This is a genomic window from Streptomyces sp. AM 4-1-1 (genome assembly GCF_029167625.1).
Classification (GTDB): Bacteria; Actinomycetota; Actinomycetes; order Streptomycetales; family Streptomycetaceae; genus Streptomyces.
In genome coordinates this window covers 5,378,783-5,405,108 of the sequence record NZ_CP119145.1, presented here as the reverse complement: position 1 = coordinate 5,405,108, position 26,326 = coordinate 5,378,783, and the positions used below count along the sequence as shown (strand labels likewise).

General features: G+C 71.6%; 24 protein-coding genes. 12 read left to right on the top strand and 12 right to left on the bottom strand.

Going from position 1 to position 26,326, the window contains the following annotated elements; all coding sequences use genetic code 11:
• Nucleotides 1–8 precede the first annotated feature (8 nt).
• A complete protein-coding gene (gene pyk, locus PZB75_RS23020) occupies nt 9–1,439 on the top strand; it encodes a pyruvate kinase (protein ID WP_275537191.1) in 1,431 nt (476 codons plus the stop codon).
• A 142-nt stretch (nt 1,440–1,581) separates the two neighbouring features.
• On the opposite strand, the gene PZB75_RS23015 is transcribed toward pyk, so the two are convergent.
• From PZB75_RS23015 to PZB75_RS23000, 4 genes are all read right to left on the bottom strand, one after another.
• On the bottom strand, nt 1,582–3,015 hold the full coding sequence (locus PZB75_RS23015) for a hypothetical protein (RefSeq protein WP_275537190.1): 1,434 nt from the start codon (nt 3,013–3,015) through the stop codon (nt 1,582–1,584).
• Nucleotides 3,005–3,571: a DUF6114 domain-containing protein gene (locus tag PZB75_RS23010; protein WP_275537189.1), complete on the bottom strand. Its 567-nt coding sequence runs from the start codon at nt 3,569–3,571 to the stop codon at nt 3,005–3,007. The genes PZB75_RS23015 and PZB75_RS23010 overlap by 11 nt, the downstream gene beginning before the upstream one ends.
• Nucleotides 3,572–3,783: 212 nt before the next feature.
• Nucleotides 3,784–4,422, bottom strand: a complete 639-nt coding sequence (locus PZB75_RS23005; RefSeq protein ID WP_275537188.1) for a DUF6230 family protein — start codon at nt 4,420–4,422, stop codon at nt 3,784–3,786.
• A 597-nt stretch (nt 4,423–5,019) separates the two neighbouring features.
• Nucleotides 5,020–5,997: a tetratricopeptide repeat protein gene (locus PZB75_RS23000; protein WP_275537187.1), complete on the bottom strand. Its 978-nt coding sequence runs from the start codon at nt 5,995–5,997 to the stop codon at nt 5,020–5,022.
• A gap of 318 nt (nt 5,998–6,315) precedes the next feature.
• Between PZB75_RS23000 and PZB75_RS22995 the strand changes: the two genes are divergently transcribed.
• Complete coding sequence (locus PZB75_RS22995) at nt 6,316–6,942, top strand: TetR/AcrR family transcriptional regulator (protein WP_275538831.1); 627 nt, start codon at nt 6,316–6,318, stop codon at nt 6,940–6,942.
• A gap of 155 nt (nt 6,943–7,097) precedes the next feature.
• Here PZB75_RS22995 and PZB75_RS22990 read toward each other — a convergent pair whose 3' ends face one another.
• From PZB75_RS22990 to PZB75_RS22975, 4 genes are all read right to left on the bottom strand, one after another.
• The gene (locus PZB75_RS22990; protein WP_275538830.1) at nt 7,098–8,798 is read right to left on the bottom strand and encodes a methylmalonyl-CoA mutase family protein; all 1,701 of its coding nucleotides are present in this window, start codon (nt 8,796–8,798) and stop codon (nt 7,098–7,100) included.
• Nucleotides 8,799–8,924: 126 nt separating this feature from the next.
• Nucleotides 8,925–9,257 carry a DUF3817 domain-containing protein gene (locus PZB75_RS22985; RefSeq protein WP_275537186.1) on the bottom strand — a complete coding sequence of 111 codons (333 nt, stop codon included), beginning with the start codon at nt 9,255–9,257 and terminating at the stop codon, nt 8,925–8,927.
• Nucleotides 9,258–9,313: 56 nt separating this feature from the next.
• Nucleotides 9,314–9,823: a MarR family transcriptional regulator gene (locus tag PZB75_RS22980; protein WP_275537185.1), complete on the bottom strand. Its 510-nt coding sequence runs from the start codon at nt 9,821–9,823 to the stop codon at nt 9,314–9,316.
• A 10-nt stretch (nt 9,824–9,833) separates the two neighbouring features.
• Nucleotides 9,834–11,231 carry an MFS transporter gene (locus PZB75_RS22975; RefSeq protein WP_275537184.1) on the bottom strand — a complete coding sequence of 466 codons (1,398 nt, stop codon included), beginning with the start codon at nt 11,229–11,231 and terminating at the stop codon, nt 9,834–9,836.
• Nucleotides 11,232–11,304: 73 nt separating this feature from the next.
• On the opposite strand from PZB75_RS22975, the gene PZB75_RS22970 reads away from it, so the two are divergent.
• Nucleotides 11,305–12,303, top strand: coding sequence for a DUF5937 family protein (locus PZB75_RS22970; protein WP_275537183.1), 999 nt, complete (start codon nt 11,305–11,307; stop codon nt 12,301–12,303).
• A 234-nt stretch (nt 12,304–12,537) separates the two neighbouring features.
• Here PZB75_RS22970 and PZB75_RS22965 read toward each other — a convergent pair whose 3' ends face one another.
• Both PZB75_RS22965 and PZB75_RS22960 read right to left on the bottom strand, forming a co-directional pair.
• Entirely contained in the window at nt 12,538–12,831 is a 294-nt protein-coding gene (locus PZB75_RS22965) for an MTH1187 family thiamine-binding protein (protein ID WP_275537182.1), read from the bottom strand.
• Nucleotides 12,828–13,178 carry a DUF3817 domain-containing protein gene (locus tag PZB75_RS22960; protein WP_275537181.1) on the bottom strand — a complete coding sequence of 117 codons (351 nt, stop codon included), beginning with the start codon at nt 13,176–13,178 and terminating at the stop codon, nt 12,828–12,830. The genes PZB75_RS22965 and PZB75_RS22960 overlap by 4 nt, the downstream gene beginning before the upstream one ends.
• 185 nt (nt 13,179–13,363) lie before the next feature.
• Between PZB75_RS22960 and PZB75_RS22955 the strand changes: the two genes are divergently transcribed.
• The 4 genes from PZB75_RS22955 to PZB75_RS22940 all read left to right on the top strand — a co-directional run bounded on the left by PZB75_RS22955 (nt 13,364) and on the right by PZB75_RS22940 (nt 16,006).
• On the top strand, nt 13,364–13,996 hold the full coding sequence (locus PZB75_RS22955) for an AIM24 family protein (protein WP_275538829.1): 633 nt from the start codon (nt 13,364–13,366) through the stop codon (nt 13,994–13,996).
• The gene (locus tag PZB75_RS22950; RefSeq protein ID WP_275537180.1) at nt 13,996–14,646 is read left to right on the top strand and encodes an AIM24 family protein; all 651 of its coding nucleotides are present in this window, start codon (nt 13,996–13,998) and stop codon (nt 14,644–14,646) included. The genes PZB75_RS22955 and PZB75_RS22950 overlap by 1 nt, the downstream gene beginning before the upstream one ends.
• Nucleotides 14,643–15,404 carry an AIM24 family protein gene (locus PZB75_RS22945; RefSeq protein ID WP_275537179.1) on the top strand — a complete coding sequence of 254 codons (762 nt, stop codon included), beginning with the start codon at nt 14,643–14,645 and terminating at the stop codon, nt 15,402–15,404. The genes PZB75_RS22950 and PZB75_RS22945 overlap by 4 nt, the downstream gene beginning before the upstream one ends.
• Nucleotides 15,405–15,529: 125 nt before the next feature.
• Complete coding sequence (locus tag PZB75_RS22940) at nt 15,530–16,006, top strand: MarR family transcriptional regulator (protein WP_275537178.1); 477 nt, start codon at nt 15,530–15,532, stop codon at nt 16,004–16,006.
• Nucleotides 16,007–16,216: 210 nt separating this feature from the next.
• On the opposite strand, the gene meaB is transcribed toward PZB75_RS22940, so the two are convergent.
• Both meaB and PZB75_RS22930 read right to left on the bottom strand, forming a co-directional pair.
• Entirely contained in the window at nt 16,217–17,176 is a 960-nt protein-coding gene (gene meaB / locus PZB75_RS22935) for a methylmalonyl Co-A mutase-associated GTPase MeaB (RefSeq protein WP_275537177.1), read from the bottom strand.
• 81 nt (nt 17,177–17,257) lie between these two features.
• A complete protein-coding gene (locus tag PZB75_RS22930; RefSeq protein ID WP_275537176.1) occupies nt 17,258–18,460 on the bottom strand; it encodes an acetyl-CoA C-acetyltransferase in 1,203 nt (400 codons plus the stop codon).
• Nucleotides 18,461–18,593: 133 nt separating this feature from the next.
• Between PZB75_RS22930 and mce the strand changes: the two genes are divergently transcribed.
• The 5 genes from mce (at nt 18,594) to PZB75_RS22905 (ending at nt 26,223) form a co-directional block, all read left to right on the top strand.
• Nucleotides 18,594–19,022, top strand: a complete 429-nt coding sequence (gene mce, locus PZB75_RS22925) for a methylmalonyl-CoA epimerase (protein ID WP_275537175.1) — start codon at nt 18,594–18,596, stop codon at nt 19,020–19,022.
• A 166-nt stretch (nt 19,023–19,188) separates the two neighbouring features.
• Nucleotides 19,189–23,052 (top strand): polarized growth protein Scy, encoded by a 3,864-nt coding sequence (scy, locus tag PZB75_RS22920; RefSeq protein ID WP_275538828.1) that lies wholly within the window; start codon nt 19,189–19,191, stop codon nt 23,050–23,052.
• 345 nt (nt 23,053–23,397) lie between these two features.
• Entirely contained in the window at nt 23,398–24,336 is a 939-nt protein-coding gene (locus tag PZB75_RS22915; protein ID WP_275537174.1) for a cellulose-binding protein, read from the top strand.
• 82 nt (nt 24,337–24,418) lie between these two features.
• Nucleotides 24,419–25,438 carry an ATP-binding cassette domain-containing protein gene (locus tag PZB75_RS22910; RefSeq protein WP_275537173.1) on the top strand — a complete coding sequence of 340 codons (1,020 nt, stop codon included), beginning with the start codon at nt 24,419–24,421 and terminating at the stop codon, nt 25,436–25,438.
• A 5-nt stretch (nt 25,439–25,443) separates the two neighbouring features.
• Nucleotides 25,444–26,223, top strand: a complete 780-nt coding sequence (locus PZB75_RS22905) for an ABC transporter permease subunit (protein WP_275537172.1) — start codon at nt 25,444–25,446, stop codon at nt 26,221–26,223.
• Nucleotides 26,224–26,326 lie beyond the last annotated feature (103 nt).

The following is a 26,326-nucleotide window of genomic DNA, read 5'->3' as shown; positions in this document are numbered from 1 at the left end:
TCAGCCATATGCGCCGTTCCAAAATCGTCTGCACACTGGGCCCCGCCGTCGACTCCTACGAGCAGCTGAAAGCGCTGATCGAGGCCGGTATGAGCGTGGCCCGTCTCAACATGAGCCACGGGTCCCACGCGGAGCACGAGGAGCGGTATCACCGCGTCCGCAAGGCTTCCGTCGACACCGGACAGGCGGTCGGCGTCCTCGCCGACCTCCAGGGCCCCAAGATCCGCCTGGAGACCTTCGCCGAGGGCCCCGTCGAGCTGGTGCGCGGTGACGAGTTCACCATCACCACCGAGGACGTCCCCGGTGACAAGACCATCTGCGGAACCACCTACAAGGGTCTGCCCGGAGACGTCTCCAAGGGCGACCAGATCCTGATCAACGACGGCAATGTCGAGCTGCGGGTGACCGAGGTCGTCGGTCCGCGGGTCAAGAGCATCGTCATCGAGGGCGGGGTGATCTCCGACCACAAGGGCATCAACCTGCCGGGTGCGGCGGTCAACGTACCGGCCCTGTCCGAGAAGGACATCGACGACCTGCGTTTCGCCCTGCGGATGGGCTGCGACCTGGTCGCGCTGTCCTTCGTACGGGACGCCGGTGACGTCAAGGACGTCCACAAGATCATGGACGAGGAGGGCCGCCGGGTCCCCGTCATCGCCAAGGTCGAGAAGCCGCAGGCCGTCGCCAACATGGAGGGCGTCGTCGCGGCGTTCGACGGTGTGATGGTGGCCCGTGGCGACCTGGCCGTCGAGTACCCGCTCGAAAAGGTCCCGATGGTGCAGAAGCGCCTGGTGGAGCTGTGCCGGCGCAACGCCAAGCCGGTGATCGTGGCGACCCAGATGATGGAGTCGATGATCACCAACTCGCGGCCGACGCGCGCCGAGGCGTCCGACGTCGCCAACGCGATCCTGGACGGGGCGGACGCGGTCATGCTGTCCGCCGAGTCCAGCGTGGGCGCGTACCCGATCGAGACGGTCAAGACGATGGCCAAGATCGTCGTCGCCGCCGAGGAGGAGCTGCTGTCCAAGGGCCTCCAGCCGCTGGTACCGGGCAAGAAGCCCCGTACCCAGGGCGGTTCGGTGGCCCGCGCGGCCGCCGAGATCGCCGACTTCCTGGACGGCAGGGCACTGGTCGCCTTCACCAAGTCCGGTGACACGGCCCGGCGGCTGTCGCGCTACCGCGCCGTGCAGCCGATCCTCGCCTTCACCACCGACGAGTCGACCCGCAGCCAGCTGTCGCTGAGCTGGGGCGTCGAGGCGCACATCGTGCCGCACGTCGACAACACGGACGCCATGGTGGACCTGGTCGACGCGGAGCTGCTGAAGCTGGGCCGCTACAACGAGGGCGACACGATGATCATCACGGCCGGCTCGCCCCCCGGCATCCCCGGCACCACGAACATGGTCCGGGTGCACCACCTGGGCGGCGAGTCGCAGGGCTGACCCCGGCGCGCGGACACGGCTGTGGCCCGCACCCCTTGAAGGCGCCGGAAGGCGCCCGGGGGTGGCGGGCCACAGCCGCGCGTGGCTCCGGACCGCAGGCCGTGGGCCCGGCGGTCCCAGCCGTCAGCGCCTGGTACGGGCCCTAACCGGCCGCCCCGGTGAAGTAGTTGTGCAGTCCGGGGATCTTCAGGGTGCCGCCGAGCTGACCGGCCTGGACCACCGTGACGTCGGTGAAGAACGCGAACGGTACGTTCAGCGGCGGCGGGGTCCGGGGACTGAACGTGATCGGGATGAGCCCGAAGAGGTTCCCCTTCAGCTCCTGCGTGTACATCGTCACCGTGCCGTTGCGAATGGTGGAGGTGGACCCCTTCCGCGCCTCGACATGGCCGGTGGTGCCGCCCGGCCCGACCGTCGTCTGGTGCAGGTCCTTGATGTCGACCGAGGACGCGGTGAACTTCAGCACCTTCTTCACGGCGCCGTCGCCCGTCCGCACCTCGACGATGCCCTTGTAGTCGAGCCCGCTCAGCGTGAGCAGCGAACTGCGCAGGACCCACGGGTCGGTCGGGAGCAGCGGGACGCCCTGCTCCAGGTCGGCCGCGGCCAGCGCCTCGGGGTCGGGGGTCGGACAGGGGAACGGCTGCTTGGCACCGTCCGGGATGTCCTCGTCCGGCTTGGCGTCGAGGCCCTTGACGTCGTCGTCCAGCTCCGCCACTTCCAGGCCCGCCCGGTCCGCGGCGTCGCGCATGGCTCCGGCGGTCCTGTCCTGGGCCTCCTTCGCCGGGCCGTCGGCCCGGTCGGACGGCTCGGCGGTCGTCCCGCCCGGAGCGCCGCCGGAAGCCGGAGTGCCGGGGGTCGGGCCGGCGGTGGCGGACTCCGAGGGGGCGGGGGTCTCGGCGGTGGCGGACTCCGAGAGGGAGGGGGCCGGGGCGGTGGCGCTCGGTGCCGGGGAGGGGGTCTCCTTCCCCGGCCCGTCGAAGAGGTCCTTGAGCGCGTCACCGAGACCCAGCGGGCCGAAGGGGTTCTCCGGCTTCGCGGGCCCGGCCGCCGCGTTCCGCGCCGCGCCGTTCGGCGACGGGCTCGTCGAGGGGGCCGGCCCCGTGTCCTGGCGCTGCCCGGCGGGTCCCGTACTCCCGTTGTCCTGACCGGCGTCCGGGGTCTTGCCGTCCGTGCCGGGAGCCGTGCCCTGGTCCGGCTCCGCACCGGTGTGGGCGTCGGAGGCGGTTCCGGACGGGGACGGGGACGGCGACGACTCCGGCGGCGACGACTCCGGCGACGGTGACTCCGACGGCCGGGGCGACTGCGACGGCTGCGGCGAGGCGCCGGGCTCGTCGGAGCGGGTGACGCAGGGGCCGGGTGCGAACGGGATGTCCGGGCGGTCGTCCGCGAGGGCGAGCCTGGGGGTGAGCCCCATCCCGACGAGGACCGCCGTCGGCATCGCGGCCAGCGCGAACGCCTTGCCGGCGGGTATGTGAAGCTTCGTCAGCAGCGATTTCCTGGGGGCCGCGTGCCGCGGTCCTTCCCCGGTCCGGCGGTCCCCGCCCGTGACCGGGTCCGGTCGTGTCTCGTCACCCCGCACTGTTCCTCCCGCCGTTGGCGTCGGCCGTCGGGCTCGTACCGTCGTCGTCGCTCCACGCGGCGGGTCTTCCGGCGGTGTACGAGGGGTCGTCGGCGCCGGGCGGAACACCGGCCCCGTCGGTCCGCCCCGGCCCTGCCGGGTACTCGTCCGGCCGCTCGGCGACCGGGGTGCCCGGCGCCCACGCGAGGCCGAGGCAGCCGCCGATCAGGGCGAGCAGGAATCCGATGCCGAATCCCCCGAAGTTGGCCACCGGGATGGAGACGAGCGCCAGCAGGATCGTGGCGACACCCGCGAACACCCGGACGATCTGGTGGTACCACATGGTCAGGCCGAGGGTGGCCAGCAGTACCCCGATGATCAGTGACCCGGCGCCCGCGGTGGTCGCCATGGTCAGCGTCAGATGGCCGATCTTGAGATCCGCGTACGGGAAGTAGGCGATGGGTACGCCGCCCAGCGTGGTGAAGAGTCCGGCCCAGAACGGCCGGGTCTGCCGCCAGGCACGGAACCGCAGCCGCCAGTAGGCGAATCCGCGGGAACCTGTGGTCTCGGCGCTCATGGAAAACAGCTCCCTGGAACCGGTCTTGCGCTGAAAGAAGAGGGAGTCGGACGGGCGGGGCAGTGTGACCACTCCCCCACCCACCCGGGCGGAGCGCTCAGGGCCTCCGGCTCGGAACACACCGGGATCGCGTGCCCGGCACACGGACCGCGCCGGCCCGGTCCGGACGGCGGACCCCGGTGCCGGTCACACCACTGGTGCCGGGACCGGCACTAGTAGCACTCCCTGGCGTCGCTGTAGAGCCGCATGCTCAGGCCGCTGAGCTTGAACGTGCCGGCGGTGGTCGCCCACGCCTTCTGCTCGACGTTGTCGAGAACCGCGTGGTCCGCCTGCTGGGCGAAACCGTTCTCCTTGATGTTCTCGCCCGCCTTGACGGGCGGCCCCTTCTTGGCGTCCCTGGTGGCCACGCCGATCTCGATGTTCTCGAAGGTGGCGTCGGCGTCCAGCTCGGAGATGTCGAGGTAGAGGTTGGTGGCCTCCACCTTCTCCTTGCCGAAACCGGCCTTCAGCTGAAGGCTGACCGAACCGAAGACGGGGATCTTCGGCGTGACCACGGACTGGCACATCTCCGTGATCGTCGCGTTCTTGAACGACGAGATCGCGACCGGGTGCGCGGTCTTCGCGTCGCCCTCGACATCCGCGTAACCGGTGTCGATACCGCCGTACTGCGAGAATCCGTACCCGTCGACCTGCTTCGCCTTGACCTTGAACGACTGGCCGGAGACGCTGAACGACGCGGCGAGCGCGCCCTGCGCGAGGGCGAGCCCGATCGCGGCCGTGGCGGCCACGCTCGGCACCATCACGAGAGCGAACCGCTTCCATCTGGTCCCGCCACGAACATGGGACTCCATGACTTTCCTCCTTCTCGGACGTACATCTCCGGTACGGGCGACGGCCCGTCCTTGGATGGGAGAAGTGCGACGTCCTCGGGAAGGAGAGCGCCCGTTCCGGAGGCGTACCGCGCCCGGAGAACCGGCGATCACCCCCGAGCGACAACCACGGGTCACGCGGGTGCGCGACCGCGTCGGACAGGCCCCGCCCGGCAGGCGGGAACCCCCCTGTCCACGGTCGGCGCGACTGCGGCCCGACCGGCCCGGTGGGGACCCGACAGGCCCGTCGCGCCGGCTGGCTGCCGGGCTGGCGGTGTCGGACCGAGCGTGGCCGATCGTGGTGCATTCCGGGCCGTGGCACAAGGGGTTCGTTACTGGCTGGTAACGGGCCGTCGGCGGGGGCGTGGCCGAGCGGCGCCACCCGGGCACCGAGGGTGGTTCCGGACGGGAGGACGGAAGCGGAGATTGAGCACCGTATGCGGACATATCCCCAGGCACGATTTACTGCGAGTAACAGCACGCGCGGATTATCAAGATTTGGTAAAGCGGAGACGTCCGCATGGGGTGTGATACGAAAAAGGCCGTGGCACCCGAGGGTGCCACGGCCTTGTTGTCACATCAGAACAAGACCCGTGCCAGCGCCGTCCGGGCGGCGGTGACGCGGGGGTCGTCCGGGCCGATCACCTCGAAGAGCTCCAGCAGCCGCACCCGGGCCGCCTCCCGGTCGTCGCCCACGTTGCGACGGACGGTCTCGACCAGTCGGCCGAACGCGTCCTCGACATGGCCGCCGACCAGGTCCAGATCGGCGGCGGCGGTCTGCGCCCGCACGTCGGCCGGTTCCGCGGCCGCGTCGGCGCGCACCTGCTGCGGGTCCAACTTCTGCACTCGGGCGAGGAGTTCGGCCTGAGCGAGGCCGAGCTTGGCCTCGGTGTTGGCCGGGTCGTCGACGAGGACGTTCTTGTACGCCTGGACGGCGCCGGCGAAGTCGTTGGCGTCCAGCGCGCGCACGGCCGCTTCGAGCAGGGCGTCGTACGGACCCGCGGGCACCTCGGCCGGCTCCCGCACCGCCGGGCCCCCCTCGGCGGACGCGTCGACCGCGATCCCGGTGAGGCCGAAGCGCTCCTCGCCGACCTGGATCAGCTGGTCGAGGGTCTGCCGGATCTGGGCCTCGGGGGCGGCGCCCTGGAAGAGCGGGAGGGCCTGGCCCGCGACCACGGCGAAGACCGCCGGGATGCCCTGGATACCGAACTGCTGCATCAACATCTGGTTGGCGTCGACGTCGACCTTGGCCAGCACGAAGCGGCCGGCGTACTCCTGGACGAGGCGTTCGAGCAGCGGTCCCAGCTGCTTGCACGGCTCGCACCACTCGGCCCAGAAGTCGATGACGACGGGAACCTCGGTGGAGCGCTGGAGCACTTCCCGCTCGAAGCCCGCCTCATCGACGTCGATCACCAGGGCGGACGGCGGTACCGCACCACCACCGCCCTGCCGGGCGGCCTCGGCACGCGCCTGCTCCGCCTTCACCTTGGCCTCGTTGGCCGCCTTCACAGCGGCGAGGTCGACGACGCCGCTCATGGACATGTTCCTAGGCTGCATGCGTACATCCTCCCCCCTCGGCACGCCGTAACGGAAAGCGATACGGGAACCACGCCCGTCCGTGGACCCCGCCGGTGTGCGGGATGACGGACGGACACGGCCCTGGGGCCCCTGAAAGACCCGGTTCGGCTCCGGGTCCCCACCCGGTGCCTGTGGTTGTCGCTGTTCGCTGCGGGCTGACGGTACGACCGCCATCCTTACGATACGACCCGTAGCGTAACTGCACGATGCCCCTCGTGCACAGGAGCGAGTGGTGATCTGTCTCACGGAAACCGGGGCCGGACCGAGTTGGCTACCGGCGGGTATGGTCACCGCATGCTGAGCCGCAGCGACCCCCCGCACGCCCGCACAGGACGCCCGCGCAGTGCCGCGGCCGACGCCGCGATCCTGGAGGCGACCCGGGCGTCCCTGGTGGACCTGGGCTGGTCGAAGCTGACGATGGGCGATGTGGCGAACCGGGCGGGGGTCGCCAAGACGACGCTCTACCGGCGGTGGGCGGGCAAGAACGAGCTGGTGGTGGACGCCGTCGCGGTCCTCTTCGACGAGCTGGAACTCCCGGACCTGGGCAGTCTGGCCGCCGATGTGCAGGGCGTCGTGCTCCAGTTCGCCGCGCTGCTGGAGCGGCCCGAGACCAAGACCGCGCTGATGGCGGTGGTCGCGGAGTCGACCCGTGACGACGCGCTGCGCCAACGCATCCGTGACTCGATCGTGGACCGGCAGAAGCGCCTCGTGATGCTGGGCCGGGAGCGGGCGCAGGAGCGCGGGGAGCTGCCCGGCGAGCCGGACGGGGCCACGGCGGCGCGGACGGCCGATCTGATCTTCGATGTGATCGCGGGCGCCGTGCTGCACCGGACGCTGGTGAGCGCCGAGCCGGTGGACGCCGACTGGGCCCGGCGGTTCTCCGTCCTGCTGATCTCGGGGCTGGGGGCGGACGCGGCCCGATGACCGGCCGGGTCCCGCCCGCGGCCCGCCGTCCGGCCGCCCCGTCATGTCCCGCCACCCCCGGCCGCCCGCCGTTCCGCGGCCGGACGGCGGTTCGGTGACGGGGCGGCGGTTCGGGGACGGGGCCGGTGCCTGGAACGGGACGGCGGCTCAGAGGCTCAGAAGCCGGGCGGCTCGGTGTACGTGCCCCATTCGTCCCGCAGGACCCCGCAGATCTCGCCGAGGGTCGCCTCGGCCCGTACCGCTTCGAGCATCGGCTCGATCATGTTGCCGCCGTCGCGGGCGGCGGCCAGCATCGCGTCCAGCCCGGCCCGGACCCTCGCCTCGTCGCGGGCCGCCTTGCGGCTGCCGAGGTGGCTCACCTGGTCGCGCTCGACCTCGTGGCTGACCCGCAGGATCTCCAGGTCCCCGGTGACCGAGCCGTGGTGGACGTTGACGCCGACGACCCGCTTGTCGCCCTTCTCCAGCGACTGCTGGTAGCGGAAGGCGGATTCGGCGATCTCACCGGTGAACCAGCCGTCCTCGATGCCGCGCAGGATGCCGGAGGTGATCGGGCCGATCGGGTGCCGGTTGTCCGGGTGGGCGCGCAGACCGCGCTCCTTGATCTGCTCGAAGACCTTCTCGGCGTCGGCCTCGATCCGGTCGGTGAGCTGCTCGACGTACCAGGAACCGCCCAGCGGGTCCGCCACGTTGGCGACGCCGGTCTCCTCCATCAGCACCTGCTGGGTGCGCAGGGCGATCTCGGCGGCCTGCTCGGACGGCAGCGCGAGGGTTTCGTCGAGGGCGTTGGTGTGCAGCGAGTTGGTGCCGCCGAGGACGGCGGACAGGGCCTCGACCGCGGTCCGTACGACGTTGTTGTACGGCTGCTGGGCGGTGAGCGAGACACCGGCGGTCTGGGTGTGGAAGCGGAGCCACTGGGCCTTGTCGGTCTTCGCCCCGTACACCTCCTTCATCCAGCGGGCCCAGATCCGGCGGGCCGCGCGGAACTTCGCGATCTCCTCGAAGAAGTCGAGGTGCGCGTCGAAGAAGAAGGAGAGGCCGGGCGCGAAGACGTCGACGTCCATGCCCCGGGAGAGGCCCAGCTCCACGTAGCCGAAGCCGTCGGCGAGGGTGTACGCCAACTCCTGCGCGGCCGTCGCCCCGGCCTCGCGGATGTGGTAGCCGGAGACCGAGAGCGGCTTGTACGCGGGGATGGAGCGGGCGCAGTGCTCCATCAGGTCGCCGATCAGGCGCAGATGGGGCTCGGGCTGGAACAGCCACTCCTTCTGGGCGATGTACTCCTTGAAGATGTCGGTCTGGAGCGTGCCGTTGAGCACGGCCGGATCGACGCCCTGGCGCTCGGCGGCGACGAGGTACATGCAGAAGACGGGGACGGCGGGGCCGCTGATCGTCATGGAGGTCGTGACGTCGCCGAGCGGGATGCCCTGGAACAGGATCTCCATGTCGGCGGCGGAGTCGATGGCGACGCCGCAGTGCCCGACCTCGCCGAGGGAGCGCGGGTCGTCGGAGTCGCGGCCCATCAGGGTCGGCATGTCGAAGGCGACGCTGAGACCGCCGCCGCCCGCGGCGAGGATCATCTTGTAGCGCTCGTTGGTCTGCTCGGCGTTGCCGAAGCCGGCGAACTGGCGGATGGTCCAGGTGCGGCCGCGGTAGCCGGTCGGGTGGAGGCCGCGTGTGAAGGGGTACTCACCGGGCCAGCCGATCCGCTCGAATCCCTCGTACGTGTCCCCGGGGCGTGGCCCGTACACGGGCTCGACCGGGTCCCCGGAGAGCGTGGTGAAGTCCGCGTCGCGCTTGCGGGCCTTGTCGTAGCGGGCCTGCCAGCGGAGGCGGCCCTCGTCGATCGCGTCAGCGTCCATACCGTCCATGCTTCGAATTTACTAGGACGTCCTAGTAAATGTCGATGGGAAACCGCCCGGCACTTCGCACGGGCGGTCGGCGGGCGACGGACGGGCGGTGGGTGGACCACCGCCCGGCGCGGTGGTTCAGGCCCTGGCGGTCTGCGGGGTGCCGTCGGTGATCATCGGCTCCACCTCGCGGACCACGGCCCGCTCGACGAAGAACGCGGCGGTGGGGATGGTGCCCGCGACCAGCACCCACAGCAGCTTGCCGACCGGCCACTTCGCCTTGGAGCCCAGGTCGAAGGCGAAGACCAGATAGATGATGTAGAGCACGCCGTGGATCTGCGAGACCACGAGGGTCAGGCCCTCGCCGGTCTCGAAGCCGTACTTGAAGACCATGCAGGTGCAGAGCACGAGCAACATGACAGCGGTGACGTAGGCCATCACCCGGTATCGGGTCAGCACACTGCGTTTCATGCCATCGAGCGTAACCGGACACCTCGGGCGATCTTGCGGCGCCCTGCCGTCGTCGCTCAGACCTCGTCGAAGTCCTGGGCGGCGACCCGCAGGGGCCGCAGCATCGCGAAGATCTCGGCACATTCCTCGGCGTCGTAGGCGCCGAGCCCGAAGTCCATCGCCATCAGTTCGCGGGTGGCCGCCTCGACGACCTCGCGGCCCTTCTCCGTGATGGACGCCAGGGTGCCGCGGCCGTCGTTGGGGTTGGGCCGCTTGTCGACCAGCCCGGACCTGACCAGCCGGTCGACGGTGTTGGTGACGGACGTGGGGTGCACCATGAGGCGTTCGCCGATCTTGGACATCGGTAGCTCACCGGCCCGGGAGAAGGTGAGCAGCACCAGCGCCTCGTACCGCGCGAAGGTCAGCCCGTACGGCTTGACGACCGCGTCGACCTCGGCGAGCAGGATCTGCTGGGCGCGCATGATCGAGGTGATCGCACCCATGGAGGGAACGGGGCCCCAGCGCTGCCGCCACAGTTCGTCGGCGCGCGCGATGGGGTCGAAGGAGAGGCTGAGCGGCTTCGGCACGGCCCCGACCTTACCCAGTGGCCCCGAGGCGTCCGGAGCCGTCCCGCCTTTCGGTCCCCGGACCGCGTTCCGGCGCGGTCGCGCGGGCCTCCCTGACGAGGAGCAGGGTGCACAGGGTGCCGGCGATCCCGGCGGCGAGGACGACCTGGTGGACGGGGAGGAATTCGGCGGCCAGCCCGGCGAGGGCCATGCCGGCGCCCTGGATCGTCATCAGCCCCGCGGTGAGGAGGGTCATGGCCCGGCCGCGCAGTTCCTCCGCCACGGCGTCGACGAACCACTGGTCGAGCCCGATGTTGTACGCGGCGCCCGCCCCGGCCAGCACGAGAGCGGCGACGGCCGGGACCAGGCCGGGCCGGAACCCGTACACCAGGAACGGCAGGAGGCCCACGGCGGCGACCGGCAGCACGATCCGCGAGCGGAGCCGGGGGCCGAGCGCGGTGCCCACGTACAGCTCGGCGGCGATGTGCCCGACCGGCATCGCGCACATCAGCAGTCCGAGGGCCGCGGGGCCCGCACCGATGGCGTCCGCGTAGGGGGCGGCCAGCGCCTCGGGCGCGACGACGAAGAACGCGGGCAGCCAGAAAAGCAGCAGCAGCGCGCGGGTCCTGCGATCGGCGAGGACCCGCCGGGCACCCGCGAACGAGTCCTTGAGCAGGGCGGCCGACGTCCCGTCCGGCCCGGTGCGGGCCGGGCGGTGGCGGGTGCCGAACCGCAGGAGGGTCGCGGAGCAGAGGAAGGTGACGACGGTGACGGTGAGCGCGCCGCGCGGGGAGACGACGGTGAGCAGCACACCGCCCGCGCCGAAGCCGGTGAGCACCGCGCTCTGCGAGACGAGGCGGAGCAGGGACCGGCCGAGTACGTACAGCTCGCCGTCGCCCAGTACGTCGGTGAGGGCCGCCATCCGGGTCCCGGTGAAGACGGGCGACACGGCGGCGATGAGGCAGCGCAGCGCGAGGAGCCCGGCGACGGGGGTGACCGGCAGGACCATCCCGGCGGCGCAGAGCGCGCACAGGAGGTCACAGCCGACCAGGACCCGGCGCGCGGGATACCGGTCGGCGACGCTCGCGAAGAGCGTGCCGCCGACGAGGTACGGGAGGAAGCCGAGCGCGAAGGTGAGGGAGCTGAGCAGCGGGGAGCCGGTGAGGTCGTAGACCAGCACGGTGAGCGCGATCTCGCTGACGACGACGCCGAGGAGGGAGAGCAGATGGGCGGCGAACACCGCCCGGAACTCCCGGACGGCGAACACGGTGGAGTAACCGCGGGCGGCGGACCGGGTCTGGTCCCGGAGCGCGGGGAGCCCGCTCGGGTCGGGGCTCGGGGCGCGCTCCGGGACCGGTGCCGTGGGCGGCACCCTGGGGGCGGACGGGTCGCGGGGATCGCCCGCCGGGGTGTGGGTGTCGCTCGGCATGGACGCAGTCTGTGCGGCCCCGGTCGCCCGCCCGTAGACTTTCGTCCCAGACCGAAACTTCCCGGGGCCGCGTATGCCGTTCCATCTCCGCTTCGACGAGGGTGACCTGCTCCGCTGCCGGTTCGCGCTCTCCCCGCTCTGGGAGACCCAGGAAGCGGTGCGTGTCCTGGACCGCCCGGACCGGCAGGGCTACCACCTGCCGTGGCTGCGGCGTACCCGGGAGGCGGCCGCCGGGCTCGACCTCGCCCCGCTCCAGCTGCTGATGCCGCGCGGCGGGCACAACCCGGACTTCCTCTGCCCGCCGCCGGCGGGTCCGACGGCCTCCTTCGACGAGGAGATCGCGCAACTGCGCACCACCGATCCCGGCGTCGCCCGCCAGGACATGGCGCTCGCCCTCGCGGACAACCCCGGCGCGCTGGACTCCCCCGGCGGCCGGGCCCTGCTCGCGAATCCCGCACGGTCGGTCCAGCAGTTGGCGGATCTGCTCGAACAGGTCTGGCGGGCACTGGTCCGGCCGCACTGGCCCCGGCTGCGCGCCCTGCTGGAGGCGGACATCGCGTACCACTCGCGCCGCCTCGCCGAGATCGGCTTCGAGCGGCTGCTCGGCGAGTTGAGTCCCCAACTGCGCTGGACCGGTTCGACGCTGACCGTGCTGCGGACGACCGGCGATCACGAACGGGTGCTCGGCGGTCAGGGTCTGGTCCTGATGCCGAGCGTCTTCACCTGGCCGAACGTGGTCGGCGGATACGAGCCGCCGTGGCGGGCCGGTGTGGTCTACCCGGCCCGGGGCATCGGCGGGCTGTGGGCGGAGCCCGCCGACCGCACCCCGGACACGCTCGCCCGGCTGCTCGGCCGGGCCCGGGCCGATGTGCTGTGCGCGCTCGACGAACCGTCCGGGACCACCGCGCTGGCCCACCGGCTGGGCCTCGCGCCGTCCTCCGTCTCGGAGCATCTGTCGGTGCTGCGGGCGTCGGGGCTGCTGACGTCACGGCGGTACGGCCACCAGGTGCTGTACGAGCGGACACCCCTGGGCATCGCCCTCGCGGTCCCCGATCCGTACGCGGGGCCGTGAACCGGGCGTCGTGGGCCGGGGATCGTGCACCGGCCGCCGTGACTCCGGCGCTGTCGGCCGGGCGTCGTGCGTCCGGTGTCGTGTGCCGGCCGCCACGCACCCGGGCGGGGGCCGGGATGTCAGCCCGCCAGATCGCACATCCGGGCGGGGACAGGGTGTCAGCCCGCCAGATGGCACACCGGGCCGGCCGGGGTGTCAGCCCGCCAGATGGCACACCCGGGCGGGGACGGGATGTCAGCCCGCCAGATGGCGTTCCACCGTCTCCACCTTGGAGGTGAGACCGTCGGTGACACCGGGTCGGATGTCGGCCTTGAGCACCAGCGAGACGCGCGGGGCGCGGGCCTCGACGGCGGCGACGGCGCGCCTGACGACGTCCATCACCTCGTCCCACTCGCCCTCGACGGAGGTGAACATGGCGTCCGTGCGGTTGGGCAGTCCGGACTCGCGGACGACCCTGACGGCGTCGGCGACGTACTCGCCCACGTCCTCACCGACGCCGAGGGGGCTGACCGAGAAGGCGACGATCACGCGCTGACCGTCCCTTCCCTGCGGGCGCGGGCGGCGATGACGCCGTCGGCCTCGTACCGCTTGAGGACCTTGTCGCCGTAGAGCCCGCCGAACGGCAGCAGGCAGAGCAGGAAGAAGAACGCGACCCGCTTCAGCGGCCACTTGGTCTTCGCCCAGACGTCCAGCAGCAGCACGACGTAGATCACGAAGAGCACCCCGTGCAGGGCGCCGAGCGGCATCATCAGGAAGTCGATGTCCGAGACCCGGCTGAGCACCGAGCCGAAGAGGATGAGCGCCGGGAAGGAGAGCGCCTCGGGAATCGAGATGAGGCGCAGCCGGTGCAGGGCGGAGGCGGTCTTGATGTCCACGGGGGCACCTTCGGTGGGAGGAGCGTGACGGCTTGTGAACGGACGCACAAGCGCTCCCATTGTGCACCGTCCGGCGCGCGGTCCGGCGCCCGGGGTGGGGCGGGTGTCGGGGGCGGGTCGGGGTCCGTGTCGTTCCCGGGACTCTGTGCGGAGGCGGTCCGGGCCGCTACGGTCGCTCCGTGGCAATGTTCCGACTGCAAGGCAGCAAGACGCTCGCCGTCGACCTGACCGACGACGCCGTCAAGGCGAAGAACGGTTCGATGGTCGCGTACGACGGCCGGATGACGTTCAAGAAGATGACCGGCGGGGGTGACGGCATACGCGGGATGGTGACCCGCCGCCTGACCGGGGAGCAGATGGCCGTGATGGAGGTGAAGGGGAAGGGGACGTGCTACTTCGCGGACCGGGCGAGCGAGATCAGCCTGGTGTCGCTGCACGGTGACAAGCTGTACGTCGAGGCGAGCAATCTGCTGTGCACCGACGCCGCGCTGCGCACCGGGACCAGCTTCACCGGGCTGCGGGGCGGGGCGAGCGGCAACGGCCTGTTCACCACGACCGTCGAGGGCACCGGCCAGGCGGCGATCATGTCGGACGGGCAGGCGGTGGTGCTGCGGGTGACGCCCCGGTACCCGCTCTTCGTCGACCCCGGCGCCTACATCGCCCATCAGGGCGGACTCCGGCAGCACCTCCAGGCGGGGGTCAACTTCCGGACACTGATCGGCGAGGGTTCGGGCGAGGCTTTCCAGATCAGGTTCGAGGGCGACGGTCTCGTCTACGTCCAGCCGAGCGAGCGGAACACCGTCGGGGGCGATGTCTGATGCCGTTCCGTGAGATCAACTCGAAGATGGTCGAGGGGACCGTGGTCCCCGGCCAGAAGATGTACAGCCAGCGCGGCGCGATGCTCGCGTACCGGGGCGAGGTGTCGTTCACGCCGAACATCCAGGGCGGGCAGGGCGGACTGATGTCGATGATCGGCCGGCGGGTGGCCAACGAGGCGACCCCGCTGATGACGGTCGAGGGCAACGGCACGGTGATGTTCGGCCACGGCGGCCACCACATCCAGGTGATCAACCTGGCGGGCGACACGCTGTACGTGGAGGCGGACCGGCTGCTCGCCTTCGACGGGACGCTGACCCAGGGCACGATGTTCATGGGTTCGCAGGGCGGGGTGATGGGCATGGTGCGCGGTCAGGTGACCGGGCAGGGGCTCTTCACCACGACGCTTCAGGGACACGGGGCGGTCGCGGTGATGGCGCACGGCGGAGTGATCGAACTGCCGATCGCCCCGGGCCACGAGGTGCACGTGGACCCGCAGGCGTACGTCGCGCACCACGGCGACGTACGGAACAAGCTGTCGACCGCGCTCGGCTGGCGCGACATGGTGGGGCGCGGCTCGGGCGAGGCGTTCCAGCTGGAGCTGACCGGCAACGGCGCGGTGTACGTCCAGGCGTCGGAGGAGAAACTGTGAGCACGCCCGTGATCTTCGATCCGATGACACTGCCGTCGGACGACAACGTCAACGCGTACACCTTCTGCGTGGAGCTCCGTGGGAGCCAGTGGTTCCTCCAGAAGGGCAAGATGATCGCCTATTACGGGCAGATCCAGTTCGACGGCGTCGGGCACGGCCGGTTCGAGCGGCTCATGCGCGCGAGCTTCCACTCACCGCTGCACGCGAGCGACTGGGTGGTGGCCGAGGGCGACGGGAAGATGCTGCTCGCGGACCGGGCGTTCGACGTCAACTCGTACGACCTGGAGGACGGGAACCTGACGATCCGGTCCGGCAATCTGCTGGCGTTCCAGCCGACGCTGGCGCTGAAGCAGTCGATCGTGCCGGGGTTCCTGACGCTGATCGGCACGGGGAAGTTCGTCGCCGCTTCCAACGGTCCGGTGGTCTTCATGGAGCCGCCGCTGCGGGTCGACCCGCAGGCGCTGGTGGGCTGGGCGGACTGCCCGTCGCCCTGCCACCACTACGACCACGGGTACATGACGGGGCTGCTGGGCGGACTGCGGGCGATGACCGGGATCGGCGGGGCCTCGGGCGAGGAGCACCAGTTCGAGTTCGTCGGCGCCGGTACGGTGCTGCTCCAGTCGACCGAGGCGCTGATGGCCGAACAGCCGTCCGGGGGGACACCCGACCAGCCGGGCGTCCCGGGCGCGGGTCAACCCGGCTCCGGGAACCGTCGCCCAGGTCAGCTGGGGGATCTCCAGCGGCGCTTCGGTTTGTGAGCGGTACCCTGCGGAGTGTGACGTCGAACGTCTGCGCCCGGAATCCGGGCTCCGCTTCCGAGCGGGTGCCGGGCGTCACACCTCCCACTTCGTCCGGCTTTCAACTTCTTAGGTAGAATCCACATATGGAGACCGAGACGGCCACCCGTTGGCTGAGCGACGCGGAGCAGCGCGCCTGGCGCACACATCTGGACGTCAGCAGACTGCTGATGCACCAACTGGAGAAGGACCTCCAGCCCTTCGGCCTGACCAACAACGACTACGAGATCCTGGTCAACCTCTCGGAGTCCGAGGACCAGCGGATGCGGATGAGCGACCTGGCCGCCGCGACCCTCCAGTCGAAGAGCCGGCTCTCCCACCAGATCACCCGCATGGAGAACGGCGGCCTGGTCCGGCGCGAGAACTGCGAGTCCGACCGGCGCGGACTGTACGCGGTCCTGACCGAGCTGGGCGCGGAGACGATGGCGAAGGTGGCACCGCACCACGTCGCGTCCGTGCGCAAGCACTTCATGGACCTGCTGACCCCGGAGTCCCTGGCCGAACTGCGCGCCGCGCTGACCCCGGTCGCGGACCATCTGCGCGACGGACGCGGCAGGGCCTGAGGACCGCCCGGGAGCCCGCGGACGGGTCCCGCCGCCGGAGCTCGCGGACCGGCCGCGCCGAGCGGTGGCGGTACGGGCGCGCGCACGCGGTGGGCCGACGGGCCCGCGCGACCGGCCGCGGCGCGATCGAAGCGGCCGCCGCCCCCAGCGGCGGCGCCGTGGCCGACCCGGCACACCGCCCGCGAGGGCGTCAGGGGTGCCGCCGCCCCGTCAGGGCTCCCCGGTCAGTCCCGCCACCAGTTCGTCCGCCGCCGCGTACGGGTCGAGGTGCCCCGCCACGATCCGTTCCGCGAGGGCGCCGAGGCGGCGGTCGCCGTGCAGGTCGCCGATGCGGCGGCGCAGCGCGGTGACCGCGATCGTCTCGACCTCGCGGGCCGCCCGCGCGGTGCGCCGCTCGGCCAGCACGCCACGCTCCTCCATCCACGCCCGGTGCTTCTCCAGCGCCTCGACGACCTCGTCGATGCCCTGGCCCCGGGCCGCGACCGTCTTCACGATCGGTGGCCGCCAGTCGCCCGGCGCGCGGGCCTCGCCCAGACCCAGCATGTGGTTCAGCTCGCGGGCGGCGGCGTCCGCGCCGTCCCGGTCGGCCTTGTTGACCACGTACACATCGCCGATCTCCAGGATTCCGGCCTTCGCCGCCTGGATGCCGTCGCCCATGCCGGGAGCCAGCAGCACCACGGAGGTGTCCGCCTGGGAGGCGATCTCCACCTCCGACTGACCGACGCCGACCGTCTCGACGAGGATCACCTCGCAGCCCGCCGCGTCCAGCACCCGGATGGCCTGCGGCGCCGACCAGGCCAGACCGCCCAGATGGCCTCGGGTGGCCATGGAACGGATGTAGACACCGGGGTCGGAGGCGTGCTCGGACATCCGGACCCGGTCGCCTAGGAGCGCGCCGCCGGAGAAGGGCGACGACGGGTCGACCGCGAGCACCCCGACCCGCTTCCCGGCCCGGCGGTACGCCGACACCAGGGCCGACGTCGAGGTGGACTTGCCGACGCCCGGCGGGCCGGTCAGACCCACGACGTACGCGTCGCCCGCCAGCGGCGCCAGGGCGGCCATCACCTCCCGCAGCTGCGGCGACGCCCCCTCCACCAGGGAGATGAGCCGGGCCACGGCCCGTGGCCGGCCCTGCCGCGCCTGTTCGACCAGGGTGGGGACGTCCACCATCACCGCTCCGTTCGGTTCACTGTCGTGCGTACGGCTGTCCTGCGTACGGCTGTCGTACGGGTGGGGCGTGCGGGCGGGGTGTCAGTTGCCGGGGACGTGGAGAATCAGGGCGTCGCCCTGGCCGCCGCCGCCGCACAGCGCCGCCACGCCCGTACCGCCGCCGCGCCGCTTCAGCTCCAGCGCCAGGTGCAGCGCGAGACGGGCACCGGACATGCCGATCGGGTGGCCGAGCGCGATGGCGCCCCCGTTGACGTTCACCTTCTCCTCGGCGAGGCCGAGGTCCTTCACCGACTGGACGGCGACGGCCGCGAACGCCTCGTTGATCTCGACCAGGTCGAGGTCGTCGACGGTGAGACCGCCCTTCTTCAGGGCGTGCGCGATGGCGTTGGACGGCTGGGACTGGAGCGAGTTGTCCGGGCCCGCCACATTGCCGTGCGCGCCGATCTCGGCGATCCAGTCGAGACCCAGCTCCTCCGCCCTGGCCCGGCTCATCACGACGACGGCGGCGGCGCCGTCGGAGATCTGCGAGGAGGTCCCCGCGGTGATCGTGCCGTCCTTGGCGAAGGCCGGGCGCAGCCTGCCCAGCGACTCGGCGGTCGTCTCCGGCCGGATGCCCTCGTCCTCGGTGACGAGGACCGGGTCGCCCTTGCGCTGCGGGACCTCGACGGGGGTGATCTCGGCCTCGAAGACGCCGTTCTTCCGGGCGGCGGCGGCGAGCTGGTGGGACCGGGCGGCGAAGGCGTCCTGGTCGGCGCGGTTCAGACCGAGGCGGGCGTTGTGCTTCTCGGTGGACTCGCCCATCGCGATGTTCTCGAAGGCGTCGGTCAGACCGTCGTGGGCCATCGCGTCGAGCATCTCGATCGCGCCGTACTTGTGGCCCTCCCGGGACTTCGGGAGCAGATGGGGGGCGTTGGTCATCGACTCCTGCCCGCCCGCGACGACCACGTCGAACTCGCCGGCGCGGATCAGCTGGTCGGCGAGGGCGATGGCGTCCAGACCGGACAGGCACACCTTGTTGACGGTGAGCGCGGGGACGTTCATCGGGATGCCCGCGTTGACGGCGGCCTGCCGGGCCGGGATCTGGCCCGCGCCCGCCTGGAGCACCTGGCCCATGATCACGTACTCGACCTGGTCGCCGCCGATGCCCGCGCGGTCGAGGGCGGCCTTGATGGCGAACCCGCCGAGCTCGGCGCCCGAGAAGGACCTGAGCGAACCGAGGAGCCGTCCCATGGGCGTACGGGCGCCCGCGACGATCACTGAGGTGGTACCGGTCGTTCCAGGCATGAGGCACGCCCCTTGGAGTAGATGTGAACGAGGGTTCACTTGAATGTACTGAGCGGTACCGCGCCCGTCATCCGGCGGCGGGTGTGATCGCGCGCACGTTGCGTAACCGTCCCGGGAGCGCTGCACTGGTTCCATGCTGACGCGAATCGACCACATCGGGATCGCCTGCTTCGACCTGGACAGGACCGTCGAGTTCTACCGCTCGACGTACGGGTTCGAGGTGTACCACTCGGAGGTCAACGAGGAGCAGGGCGTGAGGGAGGCGATGCTCAGGATCAACGGGACATCGGACGGCGGGGCGTCGTACCTCCAGCTCCTGGAGCCGATCCGGGAGGACTCGGCCGTCGGGAAGTGGCTGGCCAAGAACGGCGAGGGCGTCCATCACATCGCGTTCGGCACCGCCGACGTGGACACGGACGCGGCGGACATCGGCGCGAAGGGGGTCAGGGTGCTGTACGAGGAGCCCAGGGCCGGTTCCATGGGGTCGCGGATCACCTTCCTGCACCCCAAGGACTGCCACGGCGTGCTGACCGAACTGGTCACGTCCGCGAGAGAGCACTGACCCGCGCATACCCGGCCCGGTAGAGTGGGCTGTTCCGGGCCGGGGCCGGGTCGGGGCCGCGCCGCGTTCCCGCCTTTGATCTGTCACCATTCATCCCCGGGGGACCGCTCGTCGTCGAGCGGTCCTTGTTTGCAGAGTTGCGACCAGGGGACGGATGGACCGCGCAGTGCGGGGCTACGAACGCCAGGAGAGCCACCGAGCTGAAGACGACCATCTCTCGCGGTTCGAAGCCGAGATGGACCGGCTGAAGACCGACCGGGAGAAGGCCGTTCAGCACGCCGAGGACCTCGGTTACCAGGTCGAGGTCTTGCGTGCCAAGCTGCACGAGGCGCGCCGCAATCTGGCGAGCCGTCCGGCGTACGACAGCGCGGACATGGGCTACCAGGCCGAGCAGCTGCTCCGCAACGCCCAGATCCAGGCTGAGCAGTTGCGCAGCGACGCCGAGCGCGAGCTGCGTGAGGCACGGGCCCAGACGCAGCGCATCCTCCAGGAGCACGCCGAGCACCAGGCGCGTCTCCAGGCGGAGTTGCACAACGAGGCCGTGCAGCGGCGGCAACGGCTCGACCAGGAACTGGCCGAACGCCGCCAGACCGTCGAGTCGCACGTCAACGAGAACGTCGCCTGGGCCGAACAACTGCGCGCCAGGTCCGAGTCCCAGGCCCGCCGGCTCCTCGACGAGTCCCGCGCCGAGGCCGAGCAGTCCGTGGCGGCGGCCCGTGCCGAGGCCGCCAGGCTCGCCGACGAGACCCGGCAGCGGATGGTCGCCGAGTCGGAGGCCGCACGAGCCGAGGCCGAGGCGCTGCTGCTGCGGGCCCGCCGGGACGCCGAGCGAATGCTGGCCGCCGCGTCCACCCGGGCGCAGGAGGCCACCAGCCACGCCGAGCAGCTGCGGACCACGACGACCGCCGAGACCGAGCAGGTCAGGCAGCAGGCGACGGAGCTGGGCCGGGCCGCCGAGCAGCGCGCGCAGGAGGCCGAGACCCGGCTGCGCGAGGCCCGGCTGGAGGCCGGGAAGGTCCTGTCCGAGGCGAAGGAGGCCGCGGCCAAGCAGCTGGCCGGCGCCGAATCGCAGAACGAGCAGCGCACCCGTACGGCCAGGTCGGAGATCGCCCGGCTGGTCGGCGAGGCCACGAAGACCGCCGAGGCGCTGAAGGAGGAGGCCGAGCAGGCCCTCGCCGATGCCCGCGCGGAGGCGGAGCGGATGGTCTCCGAGGCGTCGGAGAAGGCCCGCACGGTCGCCGCCGAGGACAGCGCGGCCCAGCTCGCCAAGGCGGCCCGCGCCGCCGAGGAGGTGCTGACCAAGGCGTCCGACGACGCGAAGTCGACGACCAGGGCGGCGAGCGAGGAGGCCGACCGCATCCGCCGCGAGGCGGAGGCCGAGGCGGACCGGCTGCGCGGCGAGGCCGCCGAACAGGCCGACGAGCTCAAGGGCGCGGCCAAGGACGACACCAAGGAGTACCGCGCCAGGACCGTCGAGCTCCAGGAGGAGGCGCGCAGGCTGCGCGGCGAGGCCGAGCAGCTGCGGTCCGAGGCGGTCGCCGAGGGCGAGCGCATCCGTGGCGAGGCCCGTCGGGAGGCCGTCCAGCAGCTGGAGGAGGGTGCGCGGACCGCCGAGGAGCTGCTGACGAAGTCGAAGGCCGACGCCGAGGAGCTGCGTACCGCCGCGGCCGCGGAGAGCGAACGGGTCCGTGCCGAGGCCGCCGAGCGCGCCGCGGCGCTGCGCAAGCAGGCCGAGGAGACCCTGGAGCGGACCCGCGCCGAGGCCGAGAAGATGCGGGCGGACGCCGAGGAGCTGGCGGCGAGCACCGTCGCGGACGCCGAGCGGACCGCCACCGAACTGCGCGAGGAGACCAGGCAGGCGGTCGCCGCCCGGCAGACGGAGGCCGCCGAGGAGCTGGCCCGGCTGCGCGGCGAGGCCGAGGCGAAGGTCGCCGCCGCCGAACAGACGCTCACCGACGCCCGCGCCGAGGCCGAGCGGGTCCGCCGGGAGACGAGCGAGGAGTCGGAGCGGCTGCGCGCGGAGGCCGCGGAGCGGCTGCGGGTGCTCCAGGAGCAGGCGGAGACCGAGGCCGAGCGGCTGCGCACCGAGGCCGCCGCCGACGCCGCGCAGTCCCGCGCGGAGGGCGAGAGCGTCGCCGTCCGGCTGCGCGCCGAGGCCGCCACCGAGGCGGAGCGGCTGAGGACCGAGGCCAAGGAGGGCGCGGACCGCGTCCGCGCGGAGGCGGCCGCGGCAGCCGAACGGGTGTCCGCCGAGGCCGCGGAGGCGCTGTCCGCCGCCCAGGACGAGGCGAACCGGCGCCGGCGCACGGCCGAGGAGACCCTGGAGTCGGCGCGCGCCGAGGCGACCCAGGAGCGCGAGCGGGCCCGTGAGCAGAGCGAGGAACTGCTCGCCGCCGCCCGCAAGCGGGTCGAGGAGGCCCAGGCCGAGGCGCGACGCCTGGTCGAGGAGGCGGACGGCCGGGCCACCGAGCTGGTGGCCGCCGCCGAACAGACCGCCCAGCAGGTACGGGACTCGGTCGCCGGCCTCCAGGAGCAGGCGGAGGAGGAGATCGCCGGGCTGCGGTCCGCCGCCGAGCACGTCGCGGAGCGCACCAGGACCGAGGCACAGGAGGAGGCGGACCGGGTCAGGGCCGACGCCTACGCCGAGCGGGAGCGGGCCACCGAGGACGCCAACCGGGTGCGGCAGGTCGCGAACGAGGAGACCGAGGCCGCGAAGGCGCTCGCCGAGCGGACGGTGTCCGAGGCCATCGCCGAGTCGGAGCGGCTGCGCGCGGACACCTCGGAGTACAGCCAGCGGGTCCGTACCGAGGCATCCGACGCGCTGTCGTCGGCCGAGCACGACGCCTCCCGCACCCGCGCCGAGGCGCGCGACGACGCCAACCGCATCCGTTCCGAGGCGGCGGCGCAGGCGGACCGGCTCGTCGGCGAGGCCACGGCCGAGGCCGAGCGCGCCGGTACGGAGACGGCGGAGCGGACCCAGCAGCTCCTGGGCGAGGCCGCGGCCGAGGCCGAGCGGGTCCGTGCCGAGGCGGTCGAGCGGGCCGAGCGGCTCGTCGGCGAGGCGACGGACGAGGCCGAGCGGCTGCGCGCGGAGGCGGCGGACACCGTCGGCTCGGCGCAGGAGCACGCGACCCGTACCCGCGCGGAGTCGGAGCGGGTGCGCGCCGAGGCGGAGACCGCCGCCGAGCACATGCGGGCGGAGGCCCGCGCGGAGACCGACCGGCTGCTCGACGAGGCGCGTGAGGCGGCGGCGAAGCGGCGTGCGGACGCCGCCGAGCAGGCCGACCAGCTCATGAACAAGGCCCAGCAGGAGGCGCTGCGCACGGCGACCGAAGCGGAGAGCCAGGCCGACACGATGGTCGGCGCGGCCCGCAAGGAGGCCGTGCGGATCACCTCGGAGGCGACCGTCCAGGGCAATTCGCTGGTGGAGCGGGCCCGTACGGACGCCGACGAGCTGCTGGTCGGGGCCCGCCGGGACGCGACCGCCATACGGGAGCGGGCCGAGGAGCTGCGGGCGCGGCTGGAGACCGAGATCGAGGAGCTGCACGAGCGGGCCCGCCGGGAGACGTCCGAGCAGATGAAGACGGCGGGCGAGCGTGTCGACAATCTGATGAAGGCGGCGACCGAGCAGCGCGACGAGGCCGCGGCGAAGGCCAAGGAGCTCCTGGCCACCGCGAATTCGGAGGCCAGCAAGGTCCGGATCTCCGCGGTGAAGCGCGCCGAGTCCCTGCTCAAGGAGGCCGAGCAGAAGAAGGCGTCGCTGGTGCGTGAGGCCGAGAAGCTACGGGCCGACGCCGAGCAGGAGGCGAAGCAGACGATCGAGGACGGTCGCCGCGAGCTGGATCTGCTGGTGCGCAGGCGCAAGGACATCAATACGGAGATCTCGCGGGTCCAGGATGTACTGGAGGCGCTGGAGTCGTTCGAGGCACCGGCGGCGGACGGAAAGCCGGCCAACGGCGGCACCCGAGGAGGCGTCAAGGCAGGTGTCTCGACAGGCACTCGTGCGGGTGGCAAGTCGTCAGAAAGCTAGTGCCTTTCGTTTGGATCAGGCCGGATCAGGGAGCGGGCTCCGGTGCCGTGCGTCGCAAGACGGAAGAGGGAGACGTGGCGGAGCCGTGCCGACCGACGACAGGACCGCGAGATGCGGCACCGGAGCCCGCGAGCCCGTCCTGACCGAACGAAAGACCCTGGCCGGACATCCATCTCCCGCACTCCGACAGGCACGTTCGGTCCCCCGGGCGGCAAGGATTCCGGAGGGCAGCCACTCAAAAGAGGTGACATTCTCCAGATCAAACGGGCATCCGCTCGATGACACGCCGTTCAGGCCCCTAGGATTCCCTCTATCACCTCACCGGTCTCATTCGACAGGAACCCCATGAGTGACCCTTCCTCCCCCTTCGGCTTCGAGCTCGTGCGGCGTGGTTACGATCGCGGTCAGGTAGACGACCGCATTACCAAGCTCGTCGCCGACCGTGACAGCGCTCTGGCCCGAATCACCGCTCTTGAGAAGCGCATCGAGGAACTCCACCTCGAAACGCAGAATGCCCAGGCCCAGGTCAGCGACGCCGAGCCGTCGTACGCCGGTCTCGGCGCCCGCGTGGAGAAGATCCTCCGCCTCGCCGAGGAGGAGGCGAAGGACCTGCGTGAGGAGGCCCGCCGCGCGGCCGAGCAGCACCGCGAGCTCGCCGAGTCCGCCGCCCAGCAGGTGCGCAACGACGCCGAGTCGTTCGCCGCCGAGCGGAAGGCGAAGGCCGAGGAAGACGGTGTGCGCATCGTCGACAAGGCCAAGGGCGAAGCGACCTCCCTGCGCACCGAGGCGCAGAAGGACGCTCAGCAGAAGCGCGAGGAGGCGGACGCCCTCTTCGAGGAGACCCGCGCCAAGGCCGCGCAGGCCGCCGCCGACTTCGAGACCAACCTCGCCAAGCGCCGCGATCAGTCGGAGCGCGACCTCGCGTCCCGTCAGGCGAAGGCCGAGAAGCGTCTCGCGGAGATCGAGCACCGCGCCGAGCAGCTTCGCCTGGAGGCGGAGAAGCTTCGCACGGACGCCGAGCGCCGGGCACGGCAGACGGTGGAGACCGCGCAGCGCCAGGCGGAGGACATCGTCGCCGACGCCAACGCGAAGGCCGACCGCATCCGCAGCGAGTCGGAGCGCGAGCTGGCGGCGCTCACCAACCGCCGCGACTCGATCAACGCGCAGCTCACCAACGTGCGCGAGATGCTGGCGACGCTGACCGGCGCCGCGGTGGCCGCCGCCGGCTCGCCGGCCGACGAGGAGCCGATCTCCCGCGGCGTCCCGGCCCAGCAGACCCGCTGATCCAGGGTCGCGTCGCGAGGTCCGCGCGCCCGGTTCCGCCTTTGTGGTGGCGCCGGGCGCGCGGCCGATCTAGCGTGAACGCATGATCGAGCTTGACGGCCTCAGTAAACGCTTCGGCAACAAGGTTGCCGTCGACCAGTTGTCCTGCCGGGTCAGACCGGGAATGGTGACCGGATTCCTGGGTCCGAACGGCGCGGGCAAGTCCACCACCATGCGGATGATGCTCGATCTCGACAACCCGACCAGCGGTTCGGTGCGCATCGACGGCAGGCGCTACCGCGAGCTGCGGGAGCCCCTGAAGCACATCGGGGCGCTGCTCGACGCCACATCGATGCACGGCGGTCGCAGCGCGTACAACAATCTGCTCTGCCTGGCCCAGAGCAATCGCATCCCGGAGAGCCGGGTCGGTGAAGTGCTCGACATGGTCGGGCTGACCGCGGTGGCGAAGAAGAAATCCAAGGGCTTCTCGCTCGGCATGGGCCAGCGGCTCGGAATCGCGTCGGCGCTGCTGGGTGATCCCGAGATCCTGATGTTCGACGAACCCGTCAACGGTCTGGACCCCGAGGGAATTCACTGGATTCGCAATCTGATGAAGGCGCTGGCCACGGAGGGCCGGACGATCTTCGTCTCCTCGCATCTGATGAGCGAAATGGCGCTCACCGCCGACCATTTGATCGTGATCGGCCAGGGCAGACTGCTCGCCGACACCTCGATGGCCGACTTCATCCATCAGAACTCCCGCAGCTACGTCCGGCTGCGCTCCCCGGAGCAGGAGCGACTGCGTGATGTGCTGCGTGAGGAGGGGGTCGTCGTGATCGAGGCGGGCGACGGCGTACTGGAGATCGACGACGCGACGACCGAGAGCCTGGGCGAACTGGCCGCCCGGCACCAGATCGTGCTGCATGAGCTGAGTTCCCAGCGGGCCTCGTTGGAGGAGGCGTTCATGCAGATGACGGCAGGGTCCGTGGAGTACCACGCGCACTCCGAACGGGGCGAGGAGCCGGCGCCGGTGGGAGCCCAGTGGGGCGACGCGTGGAAACGGGAGCAGCCGCCGGGCCAGCCGTCCGACGGCGGTCCGGACAACCAGGACAGGGGGGTGTGACGACGATGGCATCGGCACCCGCAGTCCTGCGTTCCGAGTGGACCAAGATCCGCACGGTCTCCTCCACCAAGTGGACGCTCGTCGCGGCGTTCTTCGTCACCGTGGCACTGAGCGCGGCGCTCAGCGCACTGATGAAGAGCCAGTTCGACAGCCTCTCCAGCGAGGAGCGGGCCACCTTCGACCCGACCTTCGTCAGCTTCTCCGGGATGACGCTCGGCCAGCTCGCCATGGTCGTCTTCGGCGTGCTGGTGGTCGGCACCGAGTACAGCTCGGGCATGATCCGGACCTCGCTGGCGGCGGTGCCGAAGCGCGGTTCGTTCCTCTTCTGCAAGATCCTGGTGGCGGGCGGTCTGGCCCTGCTGGTCGGTCTCGCGACCAGCTTCGTGTCGTTCTTCCTCGGCCAGGCGCTCCTCGGTGAGCACCGGACGACCATCGGCGCGGACAACGTGCTGCGCGCGGTCATCGGCGGCGGCGTCTACATGGGGCTGATCGCGATCTTCTCCATGGGTGTGGCGACGATGCTGCGCAGTTCGATGCTGTCGCTCGGCATCCTGATGCCGTTCTTCTTCCTCATCTCGCAGATCCTGTCGGCGGTCCCGGGTGCCAAGAAGGTGGCGCGGTACTTCCCCGACCAGGCCGGCTCCAAGATCATGCAGGTGGTCCCGGACGCCTTGAACACCGCGAAGGCCCCGTACGGGCCATGGGGCGGGCTGGGCATCATGGTGCTGTGGACGGCCGCGGCGCTGATCGGCGGTTATCTCGTACTGAGGAAGCGGGACGCCTGAGGGCCGTCCCTCACCGGGCCGGGTCCGGGTCCGGCTCCGGGTTTTCCCACCGGGCCGGTCCGGGCTCCGGGTTTCCCCTCCGGGCCGGCCCGGTCGGGCGGAT